The organism is Xanthomonas sp. LF06-19 (genome assembly GCF_034105425.1).
Taxonomy (GTDB): Bacteria; Pseudomonadota; Gammaproteobacteria; order Xanthomonadales; family Xanthomonadaceae; genus Xanthomonas_A; species Xanthomonas_A sontii.
The window spans coordinates 114,966-130,647 of the sequence record NZ_JAXGGH010000001.1 but is presented as its reverse complement, the minus strand read 5'-3'; the positions used below and the strand labels follow the sequence as shown (position 1 = coordinate 130,647).

Annotated in this window: 14 protein-coding genes; 9 read left to right on the top strand and 5 right to left on the bottom strand. The window is 68.5% G+C overall.

The window, feature by feature from the left end:
- Nucleotides 1-3 precede the first annotated feature (3 nt).
- The 4 genes from SLW55_RS00585 to SLW55_RS00570 all read left to right on the top strand — a co-directional run bounded on the left by SLW55_RS00585 (nucleotide 4) and on the right by SLW55_RS00570 (nucleotide 3,333).
- Complete coding sequence (locus SLW55_RS00585; protein ID WP_026143238.1) at nucleotides 4-489, top strand: nuclear transport factor 2 family protein; 486 nt, start codon at nucleotides 4-6, stop codon at nucleotides 487-489.
- A gap of 335 nt (nucleotides 490-824) precedes the next feature.
- Nucleotides 825-1,871, top strand: coding sequence for an HDOD domain-containing protein (locus tag SLW55_RS00580; protein ID WP_320744299.1), 1,047 nt, complete (start codon nucleotides 825-827; stop codon nucleotides 1,869-1,871).
- A gap of 311 nt (nucleotides 1,872-2,182) precedes the next feature.
- Nucleotides 2,183-2,944 (top strand): M50 family metallopeptidase, encoded by a 762-nt coding sequence (locus SLW55_RS00575; RefSeq protein WP_295843215.1) that lies wholly within the window; start codon nucleotides 2,183-2,185, stop codon nucleotides 2,942-2,944.
- Nucleotides 2,941-3,333 carry a hypothetical protein gene (locus SLW55_RS00570; RefSeq protein WP_320744298.1) on the top strand — a complete coding sequence of 131 codons (393 nt, stop codon included), beginning with the start codon at nucleotides 2,941-2,943 and terminating at the stop codon, nucleotides 3,331-3,333. The genes SLW55_RS00575 and SLW55_RS00570 overlap by 4 nt, the downstream gene beginning before the upstream one ends.
- Before the next feature lie 171 nt (nucleotides 3,334-3,504).
- Here SLW55_RS00570 and SLW55_RS00565 read toward each other — a convergent pair whose 3' ends face one another.
- A complete protein-coding gene (locus tag SLW55_RS00565) occupies nucleotides 3,505-3,993 on the bottom strand; it encodes a pyridoxamine 5'-phosphate oxidase family protein (protein WP_010342308.1) in 489 nt (162 codons plus the stop codon).
- A 289-nt stretch (nucleotides 3,994-4,282) separates the two neighbouring features.
- On the opposite strand from SLW55_RS00565, the gene SLW55_RS00560 reads away from it, so the two are divergent.
- The 3 genes from SLW55_RS00560 (at nucleotide 4,283) to SLW55_RS00550 (ending at nucleotide 6,257) form a co-directional block, all read left to right on the top strand.
- A complete protein-coding gene (locus SLW55_RS00560; RefSeq protein ID WP_320744297.1) occupies nucleotides 4,283-5,257 on the top strand; it encodes a lipase family protein in 975 nt (324 codons plus the stop codon).
- Nucleotides 5,258-5,354: 97 nt separating this feature from the next.
- Nucleotides 5,355-5,930 (top strand): N-acetylmuramidase, encoded by a 576-nt coding sequence (locus tag SLW55_RS00555; protein ID WP_267102528.1) that lies wholly within the window; start codon nucleotides 5,355-5,357, stop codon nucleotides 5,928-5,930.
- 153 nt (nucleotides 5,931-6,083) lie between these two features.
- Nucleotides 6,084-6,257 (top strand): DUF1328 family protein, encoded by a 174-nt coding sequence (locus SLW55_RS00550; protein ID WP_017908222.1) that lies wholly within the window; start codon nucleotides 6,084-6,086, stop codon nucleotides 6,255-6,257.
- A gap of 103 nt (nucleotides 6,258-6,360) precedes the next feature.
- Here the strand turns inward: SLW55_RS00550 and SLW55_RS00545 are convergent, their stop codons facing one another.
- A complete protein-coding gene (locus tag SLW55_RS00545; RefSeq protein ID WP_017908223.1) occupies nucleotides 6,361-6,528 on the bottom strand; it encodes a hypothetical protein in 168 nt (55 codons plus the stop codon).
- Nucleotides 6,529-6,660: 132 nt separating this feature from the next.
- Nucleotides 6,661-8,061 carry an endoproteinase ArgC gene (locus tag SLW55_RS00540; protein ID WP_026143237.1) on the bottom strand — a complete coding sequence of 467 codons (1,401 nt, stop codon included), beginning with the start codon at nucleotides 8,059-8,061 and terminating at the stop codon, nucleotides 6,661-6,663.
- A gap of 721 nt (nucleotides 8,062-8,782) precedes the next feature.
- Between SLW55_RS00540 and SLW55_RS00535 the strand changes: the two genes are divergently transcribed.
- Nucleotides 8,783-11,695: a TonB-dependent receptor gene (locus SLW55_RS00535; RefSeq protein WP_320744296.1), complete on the top strand. Its 2,913-nt coding sequence runs from the start codon at nucleotides 8,783-8,785 to the stop codon at nucleotides 11,693-11,695.
- Nucleotides 11,696-11,946: 251 nt separating this feature from the next.
- On the opposite strand, the gene SLW55_RS00530 is transcribed toward SLW55_RS00535, so the two are convergent.
- Nucleotides 11,947-13,548 carry a PQQ-binding-like beta-propeller repeat protein gene (locus tag SLW55_RS00530; RefSeq protein ID WP_295909054.1) on the bottom strand — a complete coding sequence of 534 codons (1,602 nt, stop codon included), beginning with the start codon at nucleotides 13,546-13,548 and terminating at the stop codon, nucleotides 11,947-11,949.
- A 505-nt stretch (nucleotides 13,549-14,053) separates the two neighbouring features.
- On the opposite strand from SLW55_RS00530, the gene SLW55_RS00525 reads away from it, so the two are divergent.
- Nucleotides 14,054-14,860: an SGNH/GDSL hydrolase family protein gene (locus SLW55_RS00525; RefSeq protein WP_267101131.1), complete on the top strand. Its 807-nt coding sequence runs from the start codon at nucleotides 14,054-14,056 to the stop codon at nucleotides 14,858-14,860.
- A 98-nt stretch (nucleotides 14,861-14,958) separates the two neighbouring features.
- Here the strand turns inward: SLW55_RS00525 and SLW55_RS00520 are convergent, their stop codons facing one another.
- Nucleotides 14,959-15,669, bottom strand: a complete 711-nt coding sequence (locus SLW55_RS00520; RefSeq protein ID WP_267085115.1) for an rRNA pseudouridine synthase — start codon at nucleotides 15,667-15,669, stop codon at nucleotides 14,959-14,961.
- Between the last annotated feature and the right edge of the window lie 13 nt (nucleotides 15,670-15,682).

The following is a 15,682-nucleotide window of genomic DNA, read 5'->3' as shown; positions in this document are numbered from 1 at the left end:
CAGATGAAAGTCTGGGGAGCGTTGGCAGTGTTGATGGCGTGCGCGGCGACGACCCGCGCGGCGGAACCGGCCGGGGATGGGGCGGCGGGGCCGCTGTTCGACACCGTCGCGGCGCTGGACCAGCGCCTGTTCGAGGCCTACAACCGCTGCGACCTGGCGGCGTTCGAGTCGTCGTTCGTGCCGGACGTGGAGTTCTACCACGACACCGGCGGCGTCACCTGGGACCGTGCGAGCGTCGTCGACAACACGCGCAAATGGATCTGCGGCAAGGTCCGCCGCGAGTTGCTGCCCGGTACGTTGCGGGTCTATCCGATCAAGGACTTCGGGGCGATCGAGGAAGGCGAGCACCGCTTCTGCGAGCTGGCCAGCGGCCGCTGCGAGGGCATCGCCAAGTTCGTGATGGTGTGGCGCCAGGACCCGGACGGTTGGAAGTTGACGCGGGTACTCAGCTACGGGCATCGCACCGCGCCCGCACCGGCGCCGCACTGAGCGTGCGGGTGGCCGTCGCCCCCATAGGGCGGCGTTCAAGCCGCATCGCCCCGACCAGATCCGCCACGTGCCGTCCGCAGGCGGCAGCGAGGAGCGGCGCCACAGGCTGATGGAGTGGTGAATGGCGCTGTCGGCACGCCGCTTGCTTGCTGCTGAGTGGCGCGATCGCGCGTTGTCCATGACCGCCTCACGGCGGTCGGCCACCGCATCACGTCGGCGTTGCGCAGAAACCCGCGCGGCGTGCTTGAATGACATGGCGTGCCGCGTGGGCGCGCACCGGTGGCCGGGCGCGGGGACCTGGCGATGTTTTGCGGATGACGACGATCGTGCCGATCATGTGGATTGCCATCAGTGCGGGTGCGCTGGTGCTGGGGGGCGGACTGTGGTGGTGGCTGCGGCGTGGCCCTGGCGATGCGGCCGAGGCGCCGCAGGCGCGCGCCCATGTCGAGGATGCCGACGTATCCGCGGCACCGGCAGTGTCTGCACCCACCGCGCCAGCCGCGCCTGTTGCCCCGGTGGACCCGGTGGACCCGGGCCTCGACCCTTTCGCCGACCCGGCCCTGCTCGATCTGGATCCGGTGCCGGACGCCGCGATCCTGGCGCGCCTGTGCGAGCTGGCATTCGCCGGCCGGCCGGTGAGCACGTCGGCCACGCCTGCGCCGGCGGTCATGGCTGAGGCCGCCGCGGTGCTGGCGCGCATCGACGCGCATCCGCGCTACACGCCGCGACGCCCGCACCTGCTGCCGCAGCTCACCCGCGCGATCAACGACCCGACCGCCGGCGCCCATTCCATCGCCACGATCCTGGGCCAGGACCCGGCGCTGGCCGGCAACCTGCTGCGCATCGCCAACAGCGTCGTCTACCGCCGCCATCCCGAGCCGATCGAGAATCTGGAACGGGCGGTGGCCCTGCTCGGCACCGAGGGCTTGCGCCAGATCGTGCTGGCGGCGCTGCTGCAACCGGTGATCGTCGACGACGGCAGCGTCTTCGGCCGCTGTGCGGCGGTCCTGTGGGAACACACCCTGCTGTCGGCGCACGCCGCCTCCCAAGTGCCCGACCGCGAGGATGCGAACGCCGCGCAGTTGCTGGCGCTGTTGTGCGGGTTGGGTGCGGTCTCGGTGGTGCAGGTGCTGCGCGATGTCCACGCACGCCACGCCGAGGCAGCGCCCACGCCGGCGGCGATGACCGAGATGCTGGAGGCCTGGTCGGCGCACTGCGCCAAGGCCATTTCCGCGGACTGGGGACTGTCGCCGCGCGTGCAACGCGCCCTGGAGGAGCAGTCGGGCGACGCCGACACGGCGACCATGAGTCCGCTTGGCCTGGCCCTGCGCCGGCATCGCGCTGCGGCGGCCGCGCAGCTGGCGGTGCGCTATCGCCGTTAGGTGGCGCCGTTGCGTGGTCCAGCCAGTGATTGGTCGAAACGTGCGGCAGAGCGGACGGGTGCCGAAGCGATGCTCGGCTACCGGGCGATGCGACGGGAGGTCGGCGCAGCCGACAGCGCGAGACAGCATGCGCTGACGCAGGCGCGGATCCCTGTCGTGTCCACGCTGGCGCCGAGGCTGATCTGCTTGCTGACGCCGTTGGCGACGATCGCCGTCCATGAAGGTGGCGCCCTGCTGGCGACGCATGCGCGTGCGTGCGCTGCGCGGTTCCGGCTTGGCGGGTGGCCGCTCGGTGCCGCGCGGAGCCGGCCATGAGTTCGGCCGGGACAACACGCGGCGCGTGGATGCCATCGCCTTGGCTCAATCGGCTCCTGACAGGCGTGCAGGGCGTGCTGTTGCTGATCGGCGTCTCGGCGATGGCGGTCGGCGCTATCGCCCTGGTCCAGGGCGTCTGGGCACCGGGCATGGTCGAGCTGCCGGTGATCCTGCTCAGTCTTCCGCTGGCGGGCATGGCGACGGTGGCGCTGCACGAGTGCGGCCACGTGCTGGCGGCGCGTGCCGCGGGCATGACCGTCTACCTGATCCATATCGGCCCGCTGCAACTGCATGCGCGCCGCCGTGGCTGGAGGATGCGTTGGCGGCGCGTGCGTCCGGGCCATCCGATCGGTTTCGTGCTGCCCGTGCCGGATCCCTCCCTGTCGCTGCGCCGGCAGTATCGATTGACGATCGTCGGCGGGCCGGCGGCCAATCTGCTGGTGGCGTCGATCGCATGGCTTGCCGCGCGATGCGCCGGGGTCGACAGCAATCTGGGCGCATTCTGCGTTGGCATCGGCGTCCTCAACTTCGCGGTCGCGCTGATCAATCTGTTGCCGGTGCAGGGACGGTCGGGAGCAACCGACGGCTTGCAATGGGCGAATGTGGCGCAGTGGCACGAAGCGGATGCCCCGGCGTACGTGCTTGCAGAACTCAATGGGTGGACATGCCAGGGCGTCACCGCGACAGGCTGTCGCCGTCCCGCCTGGACGTGCTCGCACGCAGCGACCTGGCCTTGTGCCACAGCTGGTTTGCGTTGAAGGCGGCGCAACAGCGTGGTCAGTGGCGGCAAGCGGCGGAACTGCAACCGCAGATGGAACAGCGCCTCGCCGAGGCGGGGCACGCTGCCGCGCAATGGGAGACGCTGGTCATGCTGCTGCGGTGCGAATTCGCATTTTCGCGTGCAATGGCAGGAAGCGCCGAGATGGAGATGCTGGATGCGGGACTGACGGCGGAGGCGGACTGGATCGCTCCTGCGTTGCGCCCGCGCTGCCGGGCATTGATGGCCGTGTGGCACGCCGACCCGGCGGGGGCGCAGGCGTGGTTGCGGCTGGCGGAGGCGGTGGCCGAAGACCAGGTCGATCGTGCCCTGCGAGCCACCGAAGCCGTGCTGCGCGATGCGATTCGTGGACTGCTGAAGGCCGAATGACCCGTTGCTTCGGCGCGGTCGACGCCATGCGCCGCTTGCATGAAGCGCGGCGCGTTTTCTCGACCTCATGCAGACGCGATGCGCCCGGCGGGCAGGAGGCGGCCGGCCGAGCGGATGCACCGGCTGCACGCATGCAGCCGGCGCTACGGCGGCGTGGCGAGCGCGTCTACCTCAGCGCAGCGGCACGTCGGCGACCTTGTCCTGGTAGTCGCGCTTGGGGTCGATGCCGAACAGCACCTTGATGCCGGCCATCAGGCTGGAACCGTTGAGCCAGATCTGCGCGTGATCCGGGTCCAGGCGCAGCAGCGCCAGCTTCGGATCGTCCTTGCCCTGTTCGTACCAGGCGTCGATGAAGCCGTTCCACAGGCGCTCGATCACCGCCTGGTCGTTATCGACGCTGAGCGTGCCGCTGATGCTGGCGAACAGGTCGTGGTTCTTGGCGCTGAACGCCGCGATCACCCGCTGGCTCTGCGTCAGCTTCTGCACCAGCGCGTTGTCCTTGGAGGTGAAGAACCAGATCGGGCCGCCGCGATCGCCCTCGAACTGCGCGGTCATCGGCCGGGCGTGGCCGTCCTCGACGCCGTCCAGGCCCAGCATCACGGTGCGGTCGGACTTCAATGCCTTCCAGAATTTCTCTTCCAGTTCCTGCGGGCTGGCCATGCGGATCTCCGAGCGGGCGACAGTGCCCGCCTGCACTGTGCCGGCAGGCGCGCGCGCAGTCCGTGACGGGAGGGTGCAGGCCACGTGCAGAGCCGGTGCGCGCTGACTCCTGTAGACAAGTGCGGCGATGCGCAGCGCGCTGCGATGCGCATCGAAGCATCGCGCCGATCCCCGGTGCTACTAAGCGACCACGCCACGCATGCAGCGTGGCGGACGGACCACGGTTCCGCAGGGAAGGCGTGTGCCGATTGCCCGCGGCACGCGCCGCTTTCCGACAGGACGTTTGCCGATGAGTGCGATTCCCGCGACGCAACCACTGTTGCCGCCGCAACTGACCCTGGCGATGGCCGCCGCCAGCATCGCCGCCTACGCGGCCTACGAAGGCAAGCCGGTCTCGGCGCCGTCCGACTACCGTCTGGTCGCCCGCTGGTCCGGCTGGGATGGCGACCCGCTGGGGGGCAGCGAGGAGCTGTTCGGTCTGCTGTTCCGTTCCACCGCCACCGCAGGGACCTATCTGTTCGCGTTCCGCGGCACCGATTCGGACCTGGACATCTACGAGGACCTGGACTTCTCCACCACCGCCTTCGTGCCCAGCGCCCATACCGTCACGCCGGTGCCGCAGGTGTCGGCCGGGTTCTACGGCATCTACAACGGCAGGGGCGGCGCCATGCGCGCCTCGATGCGCGCGCAGTTGTTCGCGCTGCTGGAGCACTTCGCGCCGACCCAGGTCTACGTCACCGGGCACAGCCTGGGCGGCGCGCTGAGCCAGTTGTTCTCGCTGGACCTGGCGCTGAGCCGGCCGGGGCTGCCCAGCCGCAACATCAACTTCTGCAGCCCGATGGTCGGCGACGCGAGCTGGGAACAGGCCTATGCCGCGCATATCGCTGCGGCCGACAGCACGCGCTGCTACAACTACTGGGACTACGCGCCGTCGCTGCCGCCGTCCACGTTCGGCTATGCGTCGGTGGGGCAGGCGTTCCGCACTGCTTACGACGTCAACGGCGCCTGGTTTCCGCATCTGCTGGCGCGGCACTCCATCGCCAACATGCAGATCGTGCTGCAGCACGCCCTGTGGCAGACGCCGCAGGCCTGGAGCGGGACCTTCGCCGACCAGACCGATCCGCAGCGGCTGATGCGCAGCCAGATCCCGCCCACCACGCCGCATCCGGCCTGGGCGGACATGGCGCTGACCGCGCGGGCGGCCGAGCAGGCGCTGGGCTTTCCGGAGGGGGCAGTGGCGTCGCCGGCGGCGGCCACGCCATGAGTGCGCGGCCTGGCGGCGCGCCCGTTGTGCCCGCGGTCACTGCATGGTGCCGCCGCGGGTGCCACGCTGACCGCCCATCGATCGCGAGGACGTCGCCATGGCATCGTTCGACCTGTATCTCCCACAGCTGCTGCGGTTCGAGGGCGGCTTCGTCGATGATCCGAACGATCCGGGCGGCGCCACCAACCACGGCATCACCCTGGCCACCTTCCAGCGCTGCGCGCAAGCGCTGCTGGGCCAAGCGCCGACGCTGCAGAACCTGCGCGCATTGACTGTGCAGCAGGCCGCGACGATCTACCAGCACGACTACTGGGACAGGATCGGCGCCGATCAGATCGCCTCGCAGACGGTGGCCGAGCTCGTGTTCGATTTCTACGTCAATGCCGGCGATGTCGCGATCTCGCTGCTGCAGCGCGTCCTGCAGCAACTGGGCGCGACCGGCTTGGCGGTCGATGGCGAGATGGGGCCGGCGACCCTGGCGGCGCTTGCCAGTGCGGACACGGCACAGGTGTACGCGCAGTACCGGCAGCAGCGCATCGTCTACTACCAGCGCCTGGTGGCGGAGCGTCCGGCCGATGCCGAGTTCCTGGCCGGCTGGCTGCGCCGCGCGGAATGGTTCCCGGCGAGCCTGCCGGCCGATGCGTCGGCGCCTGCGCAGACCGGCACCGCCTGATGCGACGCCGCGCCGTGCACGGCGCGTGCATCTGCGTTTCACCGCATGCGCATGCCGCGCTGTCTAGTCTCCCGAACCAGCGTCGGCCATCTGCCGACGCCAGCGCACGCGATGACGGCGTGCGCCTGTCCTCGTTTTCGGGAAGACCGCATCATGATCAAGTGGGCCATCATCATCGCCATCATCGGACTCATCGCCGGCGCGCTCGGCTTCAGCGGCGTGGCGGGCGCGGCGATCGGCGTCGCCAAGTTCCTGTTCTGGGCCGGCATCGCCATCGCCCTGGTGCTGTTCGTGCTGGGCACCATGCTGGCCAAGAAGGTCAGTTAGGCACCAGGCCGGGCATGTCGCGTCGATGCAGGTGCGTGGCGCGACAGGTCCGTAGAGCGAGGCCCTGTGGTGGTCGGCAGGCGCCTGCCGTGCCATTGAAGGCCTAGGCGTCGCTGGCGGTATCCGCTTCGTGCGTTGCAGCGTCGTCGTCGGAGGCGGGCTTGGCCGCTGCGGCACGCGCTTCGCGCTTGCGCGCTTCTTTTTCTTCCTGCTGTTTCTTCTTGGCCAGCTCGCGCTGCCGCTTTTCGAAGGAGTAGTTGGGCTTGGCCAATGCATGTCTGCCGTCAGGGGAATGCCCTGAGTGTAGCCGCTGCGCGGCTTCGGCGTGCGAAACGGACAGGCCGTCATCGGGACGGCCTGTCCTAGGCGCAGGTGCGGGAGTACGGCCCTCCCGGACCTTGGCTTACGGGCTCAGATACTGCTGGATCGACGAATACACGTCGGCGAAGCGCGAGTAGTAGTCGGGATCGCTCGGTGCGCTGCAGTACGAGGTGCCGCCATACAGGCCGCCGCGCAATTGGTAGGCGCCGCTGCTGTTGACGGTGAACAGGCCGGAGCCGGACGAGCCGCCTTCGGTGACGCCGGTGCTCCACTGCACGCGATACAGCGGCGACTTGCCGTCGATGGAGCTGGACAGCGCGGTGACCTTGCCCAGCGAGTACTTCTTGACGTCGCCGGCCGGGTGGTGGATGCCCTCGATCGCGGTGCCGGTCGAGCCGATCGCCGAACTGCTCCAGCCCGCGTAGAACGCGCCGCTCGGCGGAGCGCTCTTGAGCTCGAGCAGCGTGGTGTCGCGGGTGGTGTTGGTATAGCGCAGGTAGGCGCCGCCGCCGAGGGTGGTGTAGTTGGAATTGACCGTGGAGCCGCCGCAGGTGGTGGCGTCGTAGAACCAGTAGGTCTGCAACGTATTGGCCACGGTCTGGGTGCTGATGCAGTGCGCCGCGCTCCAGAACATCGCTTTCTTCGGCGAATTGCTGTTGTTGAGCAGGGTGCCGGTGCACAGGTAGGTGCTGCCGCCGCTGGTGAAGGTCATGCGCGCCACCGACTTGGCCGCCGAGGTGAAGCCGGAGGTCGGATTGGCGCGGCAGACGATGTCACGCTCGCACGAATCGCTCTCGCCGATCATCGGCCGCATCATCGTCTCGCTGGCCACCGGGCTGATGTCCAGGTGCGAGAGCTGCGGGATCTTCAGCGCGAAGCCTTGCGGGTACTGGCCGGCCGGCAGTTCGATCTCCACCACCATGCGCGCGCCGGCGATCACCGCCGACCAGCCGGGCTGGCTGCCGGCGAACTCGGCGCCGCTCTGCTGGAACACGCGGCCGTCGTCGCCGGCGAAGCGCAGCGTCGCCTTGCGCGGATCGCCGGGCTGGGCGCCGCTGCCGCTGAGCTGCAGCGCTGCGCGCAGCGCCTGCGCGTTGGTCGAGGCGATTTCGAAACTGGTGACCTGGGCGCCGTTGGGCAGCGTCTGCCAGCGCAGGCGACGCAGGTTGATGTCGGGCTTGGCGACGTCGCGGGAAAAGCCGATCTGCAGCGGCTGGCCGTGCTTGACCTGTTGCCCGCGTGCCTGCTTCATCGCCGCGGCCTTGCTGCTGTCGGGCGCGGCCAGTTCGATCAGGCGGGGGGCGTGCGCGCTGCCCGGGGGAAGGCTGCGCAGTTCCGCGCCACCGAGCGCGGCTGCATCCGGGCGGGCTTCGACCGGGGCGGAATCCATTTCGGCTGCTGGGGGAGTGGCAGCCATGGCGGCGGGGGACATGCCGGCAATGCCGGCGAGCAACGCCAGGTACAACGCATGCTTGCGATTCATCGATCTTCCTTCTGCGAAGAGGGACGAGACCATCCGGCAGGGGACCGGATGCCATTGCACCCGAGTTCGAGGTGCCTGCCGAGGCTACGGACGACGCCAGGGCGGTTGCGTGTCAGGCGTCACGCTCGGAGGGCCGGTTTCGTAGACAGCTGCTCACATTGCGTGTGATGGCGCGAAAGAAGCGCACGGCGCTGCGATGCCGCAGCGGTGCCGTTGCCTGCGCGCTGCAATGCGGATACGAGCCTGTCGATTGGGAAGGGCAGGATGGGTAGCGCTATCTGGAGCGGCCTGATCGACACGTCGACACGGACGTCGGCCAGTCCCCCCGCACACGCTCACCAGCGGCTCAGGCCGCCCCGCCGAACCGCATGAAGCAAGGCGCGGACGCTCCCGCCGAGCACGGTCCTGACCGGTTGCCACCTTTCTGCAATCTTTCCGACAAATTTCAGTAGATTCAATCACTTGAATCGGCATCTGGCGTGCTGCGACGCAGCTTGCATCGATTCAAATTCGGCCTATAACGCTGGCGTCGCATATATGAACTTTGCGTTCTTGTATGCACCGCCTTGCGGACGGCCCGCGCGAGGCCAGGGGGCTAGGGCGGGCTCGGCACATCTCCAACATCGATCGCTCCTGTGGGGGGAGACCAGTGAACAGAACCGCTTTCCGGCGTGGACTCATCGCCAGTTCCGTTGCGCTCGCCCTGTGGGCGCCCTCTGTCATGGCGCAATCCGCGCCCGATGACGCGGCCCCGCCCAATGGCGCCGGCAAGGCCGACAAGCCGGTCGAACTCAAGGCGGTGACGGTCACCGGATCGCTGATCCCGCGCGTGGAGGTCGAAGGCCCTGCGCCGGTGGTCACCATCACCGGCGAAGAGATCAAGAAGCAGGGCTACACCACGCTGTGGGAATTCCTCGACTCGCTGCCGCAGGTGGGCCAGCAGGTGTCCGACCCGGCCTCCTGGGGCTCCAGTTCGGTCAATGCGCGCTCGGTGAACCTGCGCGGGCTCGGCCCCGGGTTCAGCCTGCTGATGATCGACGGCCATCGCGTGGTCGACTACCCGCAGCCGCTCAACAAGCAGAGCAACTTCCAGAACTTCAACAACCTCCCCACCGGGATGATCGATCACGTCGAAGTGCTGGCCTCCGGCGCGTCGTCGATCTACGGCTCGGACGCGGTCGCCGGCGTGGTGAACGTGATCCTGAAGAAGAACTACCAGGGCAACCAGTTGCAGGTCACTGCGGGCGGCGCGACGCGTGGCGGCCGCCGATACGGCGACATCAACTACGTCGGTGGCCGCGCGGGCGACAACTGGCACGTGACCTACAATTTGGAGCACTCCAACCGCAGCGCGCTGTGGGGCATGGACAGGTCCTACCAGGATTCCGTGGCCGACGCGGGCTACGGCGCCTGGGGTCCGGCCTCGCGCATGTTCGGCTACCAGTACGATGCCGCCGGCGCGATCGCGCTGTCGGCCACCGACGCCAACGGCCGCTACATCACGCCGCCCGCCGGCACCTGCGACAAGTTCACCAACTCGCGCCTGACCCAGTCGCACTCGGTGACCACCAACGGCACCCAGGTCACCGGCGTCACCGACAACGGCTTCTACTGCGCGCAGCCGGCGCTGTTCCAGAACTGGGTGCTGACCCCGGGCAGCATCAGCAACAGCGGCTATCTGGCGGGCGAGTACGACTTCCAGAACGGTCTGCAGTTCTACGGCTCGGCCGCGCTGTACCAGACCGTGGGCATCTCCAACACGCAGCTCAACGTGTTCAGCGCCGGCCCGTTCTACGACCAGACCACCGGGCAGACGGTCAACCAGGTGATCCGCCAGCTGACTCAGAAAGAGATCGGCGTCAGCGCCAACACCTACGATCGCGAGCGCAACTGGAACCTGCAGGCCGGCCTGCGCGGCACCGTGTTCGACGGCCGTTTCAACTGGGACCTCAACCTCAACACGCAGAAGTACATCGTCCGCGAGGAGTTCACCGGCTACAACGCGCAGGCCACCAACAACTTCTTCCTCGGCCAGCAGCAGGGCACCACCGCCGACGGCCTGCCGATCTACGCCTTCAACTGGCAGCAGTTCTGGAACCCGATCACCCCGCAGCAGTACGACCAGTTCGCGGTGACCGGCGTGAACACCGCGTCGTCCTGGCTCGACCAGGCGCAACTGCGCGTCAACGGCGACCTGTTCAAGCTGCCCTGGGCCGACCGGTCGGTGGGCTGGGCCGCGGTGCTCGAAGCCGCACACAACGGCTTCAAGCTGTCGCCCGACCCGCGTGCGGCCGATCCGTCCACGTTCCAGAACCCGTTCGGCGCCTACCTCACCGGTGCCGGTACCCGGCAGCGTTTCTCGCTGGGCACGGAGTTCCGCGTGCCGGTGCTGGAGTCGGTGACCTGGACGCTGTCCGGCCGCCTGGACAAGTACAACGACGCCAGCCGTGCCGACATCGCTCGTACCTGGGGCTCGGGCCTGGAATGGCGCCCGTACGACGGTCTGCTGCTGCGCGGCAGCTACGGCACCAACTTCAAGGCGCCGGACATGCAGGCCATCTACCTGACCGGTTCGACCTCGCCAGTGGGCTTCTACGCCGACCCGCTGCAGTGCGTGAACGCGATCAAGGCCGGGCAGAACAACAACACCTGGTGCAACAGCGTGCAGCGTCCCGGGTCGCAGTACTACACGCTCTACACCAACGGCAGCCGCCTGCTGCTGCCGCAGACCGGCCACTCTTGGACCTACGGCTTCGTCTGGCAGGTGCCGGGCGTGCAGGGGCTGTCGGTGTCGGCGGACTACTGGAACATGGGCGTGGACAACGCCATCCAGTACCTCGGCCAGGACACCGTGCTGGCCGACGAAGCCGGCTGCCTGACCGGGCTGAAGCCGAACGGGACGTCGGGCCTGTCGCCGTACACGGCGCACGTGGCCGGATCGGAGTATTGCCAGATGGTCACCCAGATGGTGAAGCGCGACGCCAACGGCCAGATCGTCTCGGTGCAATCGGGCCCGATCAACGAAGCCTCGCTGTACGTGGCCGGCGTCGATGCGACGCTGGACTACAAGTTCCACACCGACGGCTACGGCGACTTCCGCGCCGGCATCAACTACACCAACAACCTGTCGTACAAGCAGCGCGTGCTGGCGTCGGATCCGTTGCAGAACACCCGCTATCAGAACGTGGCCAGCCGCATGACCTGGATCGCCGACTGGACCAAGGGCCGCTGGAACGTGTCGATCTCCGGCGTGCGCAACGGCCGCATGCGCGCCCCCAACTACGCCGGCTGCGACGTGCTGCCCAACGGCATCCAGCCCGGCATGGTCACGGTGTCCAATGGCGGCAACACGATCTCCACCGGCGTCTGCCAGGTCACCCAGGACGGCAACCAGGTCGCCGTGCCGGATACGACCTACCGGGGCCACGCGCCGGCCTGGATCACCTGGAACGGCTCGGTCGGCCTGCAGGTCACGCCGGACCTGCATGCGAAGCTCACCGTGTCGAACATCTTCGACAAAGTCGGTGCGATTCCGTATTACGCCGGCGGCTTCGAGTTCGTCACCACCGGGCAGACCGCGAGCGAGTACAACGGCCGGGAAATGTTCCTGACCCTGGACTACACGTTCAACTGAGCGGGCAGCTGATCGTCGGCGGGCTTCGCGGGAAGCGGAGCCCCCGGATCTTCATGGGCCTGGCGTTGCCTCGTGTCAGCTCTCGTCGCAGCGCGCGCTGTCCAAGCGTACGTGCGCCACGTGATCTCACCTGGCGCCTTGCGCTTCGCGATGCGATGCGCTCGATCGTCGTGCAACAGCCTCTCCCGCTTGCGCAGGAGAGGCATTCGCAGGAGAGGCATTACAACCGAAGAGGCGGTCCTGAGCTGCGCTCAGCGGCGCCGGTTCGACGGCACGAACTTGTACAGCTTGTTGACGCCGGTGCCGAAGTTGAAGCGGCTGTAGCCCGCACCCCAGTACACCGCACCATCGACGATCGCCGGTGCGCTGGACACCGAGCCGCCGGCATCGAAGCTCCACAGCGTGGCGCCGGTCTTGGCATCGAGCACGGTCATCGCGCCGGACATCGAGCCCGCGTAGACCAGGCCCGGCGACGACGCCAGCGGGCCGCGGCCGCCGGCGCCGAACGCGGTCTGCACCGGATCGGTACCCGGCACCTTGACCTGCCAGAGGATCTTGCCGCTGGCCGCATCCAGCGCGGCCCACGAGCCGGCGTTCCAGGTCTCGGTGTTGCCAGGCGCCAGCGTGTACGGCGTGTGCTCGTTGTTGTTGATGGCCACGTACACGCGACCGGAGAACGGATCCACCGACGAGCCCCACTCGATGCCGCCGGCGGTGCCGCCCGGGCCGACCTGGGTCGACCACACGGTCTGCCCGGTGTCGGCGTCGAAGGCCCAGTACACGCCGCTCTTCTGGCCGGCACCGACCAGCGCCTGCGGCTTGCCGTTGCGGATCGCCGTGAACAGGTTGGCGCCGCCGCCGCTGAAATCGTAGTCCGGTCCCTGCGGGTCCTGGCACAGGCCATTGGTCGGCGCGACCAGGCACGACAGCGACCAGGCGTCGGCACCCTGCAGGCGGCGCGTCCACACCGGCTTGCCGCTGCGCATGTCCAGCGCCAGCACCGAGTCGACGTAGTTGTCCGGCGCCATGCACGCCAGTTGCGCGGTCTTGTCGCCGTTGGCGTTCTTGACGCAGCTGGCCACCTCGGTCGGCACCGAGTAGTTGTTGCCGGTGGTGGCGTAGACGCGCTGGCGCAGCGGATCGATCGCCAGCGTGCCCCACACCGAGGCACCGGTGTAGCCCTCCGGCGTGGTGCGGAAGCTCCACAGCAACTTGCCGGTCTTCAGGTCCAGCGCGGCGACGCTGCCGCGGAAGGAATACTTGTAGCCGGCGCTCAGGCCGCCCCAGTCGCCGGAGGACACGCCGACGTAGACGCGGTCGCCGTAGATCACCGGCGAGGCGGTGATGCGCGCCTGCGGGTTGGATTCGACCAGGGTCTTCCACAGCAGCTTGCCGGTGGCCTTGTCGATCGCCAGCACCGTGCCGCTGGCCTGGTCGCCGACCAGCACGCTGTCGCGCGCGATCGCCGGGCTGTTGCGCGACAGCGAACCGGCGATGCCGGTGTAGTCGGCCAGCTTCACCTGCCACACCGCCTTGCCCAGGTCGGTGTCGATGCGATACAGCTGGCCGCCCCAGTCCGGCACGTACAGCGCCGTGCCCTGCACGGTCGGCGTGGCCGAGACGTCGCCCTGGGTGGTGAAGGTCCACGCGGTCTTCAGGCGCGCGGCGTTGAACGGAGTGATCTGCCATTCGCCGGGCGCGAAGCGGGTGTTGAGGAAGCCGCCGCCGGCGCTGTCCCAGAGGCTGTGCGTGGCGAACGGCGTGCCGCCGGAGAACGTGCTGCGCCATTGTGCGCTGGCGGCGCTGGTGTTGGTCGTCGCCGCTGCGGTGCCTGCGGACTGCGCCATCGCCATTGCGCTGAACATCAAGCCGGGAATCAACGCCAGCCGCAGGCGGGAGTGGTTCTGGTGTGCATCACGCGTTTTCATGGATGTCCTTCGGGCTTGGGAGTGAGGATCCCCCCGTCACGTCCGCGGCCATCCTAGAAGTGAAAATCCTTGCGTGTCATGTACTTACGAAAAAGTTAGGGCCTTTGCAAAAGGTTGCTGCGATAGCGAAAAACGATGGTGGCGGCATCGCGTTGTCATCGTGCCGGCACGCGCGTGACGCATGTCGTCGCAGGCTGCGATGGCCGTCGCGGCCGCGTGTTGTCGCGCATCGACACGGCGCGGCAGATTGCGTCCGCGTGGCGCGTGGCGATATGCGCCATCGATCCCGTGTGCCGGATTCGCCGCGTGAGCGCGGGCTGAATTGCGGTGCAGTCGGACGTGCCGCAGTGCGCTGCGGCGACGCCGCATGGGCGGTGCGAGCGGTTGGTTACACTGTGCGATCACCGTTGTCCGCACAAGGAATGCCTCGATGAAATGCCCCTCGCTGTTGTCCCTCGCCATCGCGCTGTGCGCCACGGCCGCAGGCGCCGTGCAGGCGGCAACGCCCGTGTCCACCGCGGCGCTGGAGGGCAAGGTCGATGCGCTGTACACGCGGGCGCCGGACACGCTCAAGCCCGACGAAGTGAAGGCGATGCAGCAGCGCCTGCTCGATTGGGCGCAACTGCAGCGCTATCGCGCCGACAATGCCGCGCTGCCGGCGCCGGCCGCGGACGCGCCGCGCGTGGTGTTCTACGGCGACTCCATCACCGACGCCTGGGGCCGTCGCGAAGGCACCACGTTCTTCCCCGGCAAGTCCGCCTACGTCAATCGCGGCATTTCCGGGCAGACCACCGCGCAGATGCTGGTGCGCTTCCGCCAGGACGTGATCGACCTGAAGCCGGCGGTGGTGGTGATCCTGGCCGGCACCAATGACCTGGCCGGCAACACCGGCCTGTCCACCCTGGAGATGATCGAGGACAACTTGCGCTCGATGACCGAACTGGCGCAGGCCCACCACATCAAGGTGGTGCTGGCCTCGGTGCTGCCGGTGACCGACTATCCGTGGCGCCCGGGCCTGCAGCCGGCGCAGAAGGTGCGTGCGCTCAATGCCTGGATGCAGCAGTACGCGCAGCAGCACGACGCGGTGTATCTGGACTACTACAGTAAGCTGAGCAACCGCGACGGCGGCATGGACAAGACCGTGGCCATCGACGGCGTGCACCCCAACAACGCCGGCTATGCGGTGATGGCGCCGCTGGCCGAGCGGGCCATCCAGCGCGCGCTGGCAAAGCCCTGAGCCACGCGCGCTCCTAGCCCCTCTCCCCCCGGGAGAGGGGTTGGGGTGAGGGTACGACCGCCGGAAACAATGATCATCGCCACAGCGCCCACCGCCCCTCAGAACCGCTCACCCTCCGGCAGATAGCGCCACTCGCCCGGCGCCAGCTTGCCCAGCGGAATGCGGCCGATGCGCAGGCGGCGCAGGCCGGTCACTTCCAGCCCGACCTGCGCGCACATGTCGTGCAACTGGCCCGGCTGCACGTGCTTGATCGCGAAGCGCAGGCGCTGTTCGCTCTGCCAGCTGACCTTGCACGGCGGCAGCGTGCGCTGGCCATGGCGCAGGCCGTGCGCGAGCCGATGCAGGCCGTAGGGCTGCAACGTGCCGCTCACCTCCACCACGAACTCCTGCTCCAGCGTGGCCGCGTCCTCGCTCAGCCGCCGCAGTACGCGGCGGTCCTGGCTCAGCACCAGCAATCCGCTGGCCTCGGTCTCCAATGGCAGCGGCAGACTCAGGCGCAGGAAATGGCGCTTGAGCACACGCATGTCGCTGGCATCCAGCGCGCTGCGGTTGCCGGGCGTCGCCAATGCCATCGCATCCTCGGCGCGCATCCCGGCCGGTTTGTGCAGCAGCAGCGTGACCGCCTGCGCCGGGCCGAGTTGCGCGTCGGGCGCCAGCGTCACCTGCTGGGTGGTGATCGGCGTCTGCGGTTCCTCGACCACCACCCCGTCCACGCTGACCCAGCCGCCCTCGATGTACTGCTGCGCCTCGCCGCGCGAACACGGCAGCAGGGCGGCGAGATGCTTGTCGAGACGGACGGGGCTGGGCATCGGCAGTACGCGA

Excerpts from the sequence above, each read along its gene's own strand:
- SLW55_RS00565 (WP_010342308.1), bottom strand. The coding sequence starts at position 3,993 with ATGGCCAGCCCGCAGGAACTGGAAGAGAAATTCTGGAAGGCATTGAAG.
- SLW55_RS00555 (WP_267102528.1), top strand. The coding sequence starts at position 5,355 with ATGGCATCGTTCGACCTGTATCTCCCACAGCTGCTGCGGTTCGAGGGC.
- SLW55_RS00530 (WP_295909054.1), bottom strand. The coding sequence starts at position 13,548 with ATGGCGATGGCGCAGTCCGCAGGCACCGCAGCGGCGACGACCAACACC.
- SLW55_RS00535 (WP_320744296.1), top strand. The coding sequence starts at position 8,783 with ATGGCGCAATCCGCGCCCGATGACGCGGCCCCGCCCAATGGCGCCGGC.
- SLW55_RS00540 (WP_026143237.1), bottom strand. The coding sequence starts at position 8,061 with ATGAATCGCAAGCATGCGTTGTACCTGGCGTTGCTCGCCGGCATTGCC.
- SLW55_RS00525 (WP_267101131.1), top strand. The coding sequence starts at position 14,054 with ATGAAATGCCCCTCGCTGTTGTCCCTCGCCATCGCGCTGTGCGCCACG.
- SLW55_RS00520 (WP_267085115.1), bottom strand. The coding sequence starts at position 15,669 with ATGCCCAGCCCCGTCCGTCTCGACAAGCATCTCGCCGCCCTGCTGCCG.
- SLW55_RS00550 (WP_017908222.1), top strand. The coding sequence starts at position 6,084 with ATGATCAAGTGGGCCATCATCATCGCCATCATCGGACTCATCGCCGGC.
- SLW55_RS00585 (WP_026143238.1), top strand. The coding sequence starts at position 4 with ATGAAAGTCTGGGGAGCGTTGGCAGTGTTGATGGCGTGCGCGGCGACG.
- SLW55_RS00580 (WP_320744299.1), top strand. The coding sequence starts at position 825 with ATGTGGATTGCCATCAGTGCGGGTGCGCTGGTGCTGGGGGGCGGACTG.
- SLW55_RS00560 (WP_320744297.1), top strand. The coding sequence starts at position 4,283 with ATGAGTGCGATTCCCGCGACGCAACCACTGTTGCCGCCGCAACTGACC.
- SLW55_RS00575 (WP_295843215.1), top strand. The coding sequence starts at position 2,183 with ATGAGTTCGGCCGGGACAACACGCGGCGCGTGGATGCCATCGCCTTGG.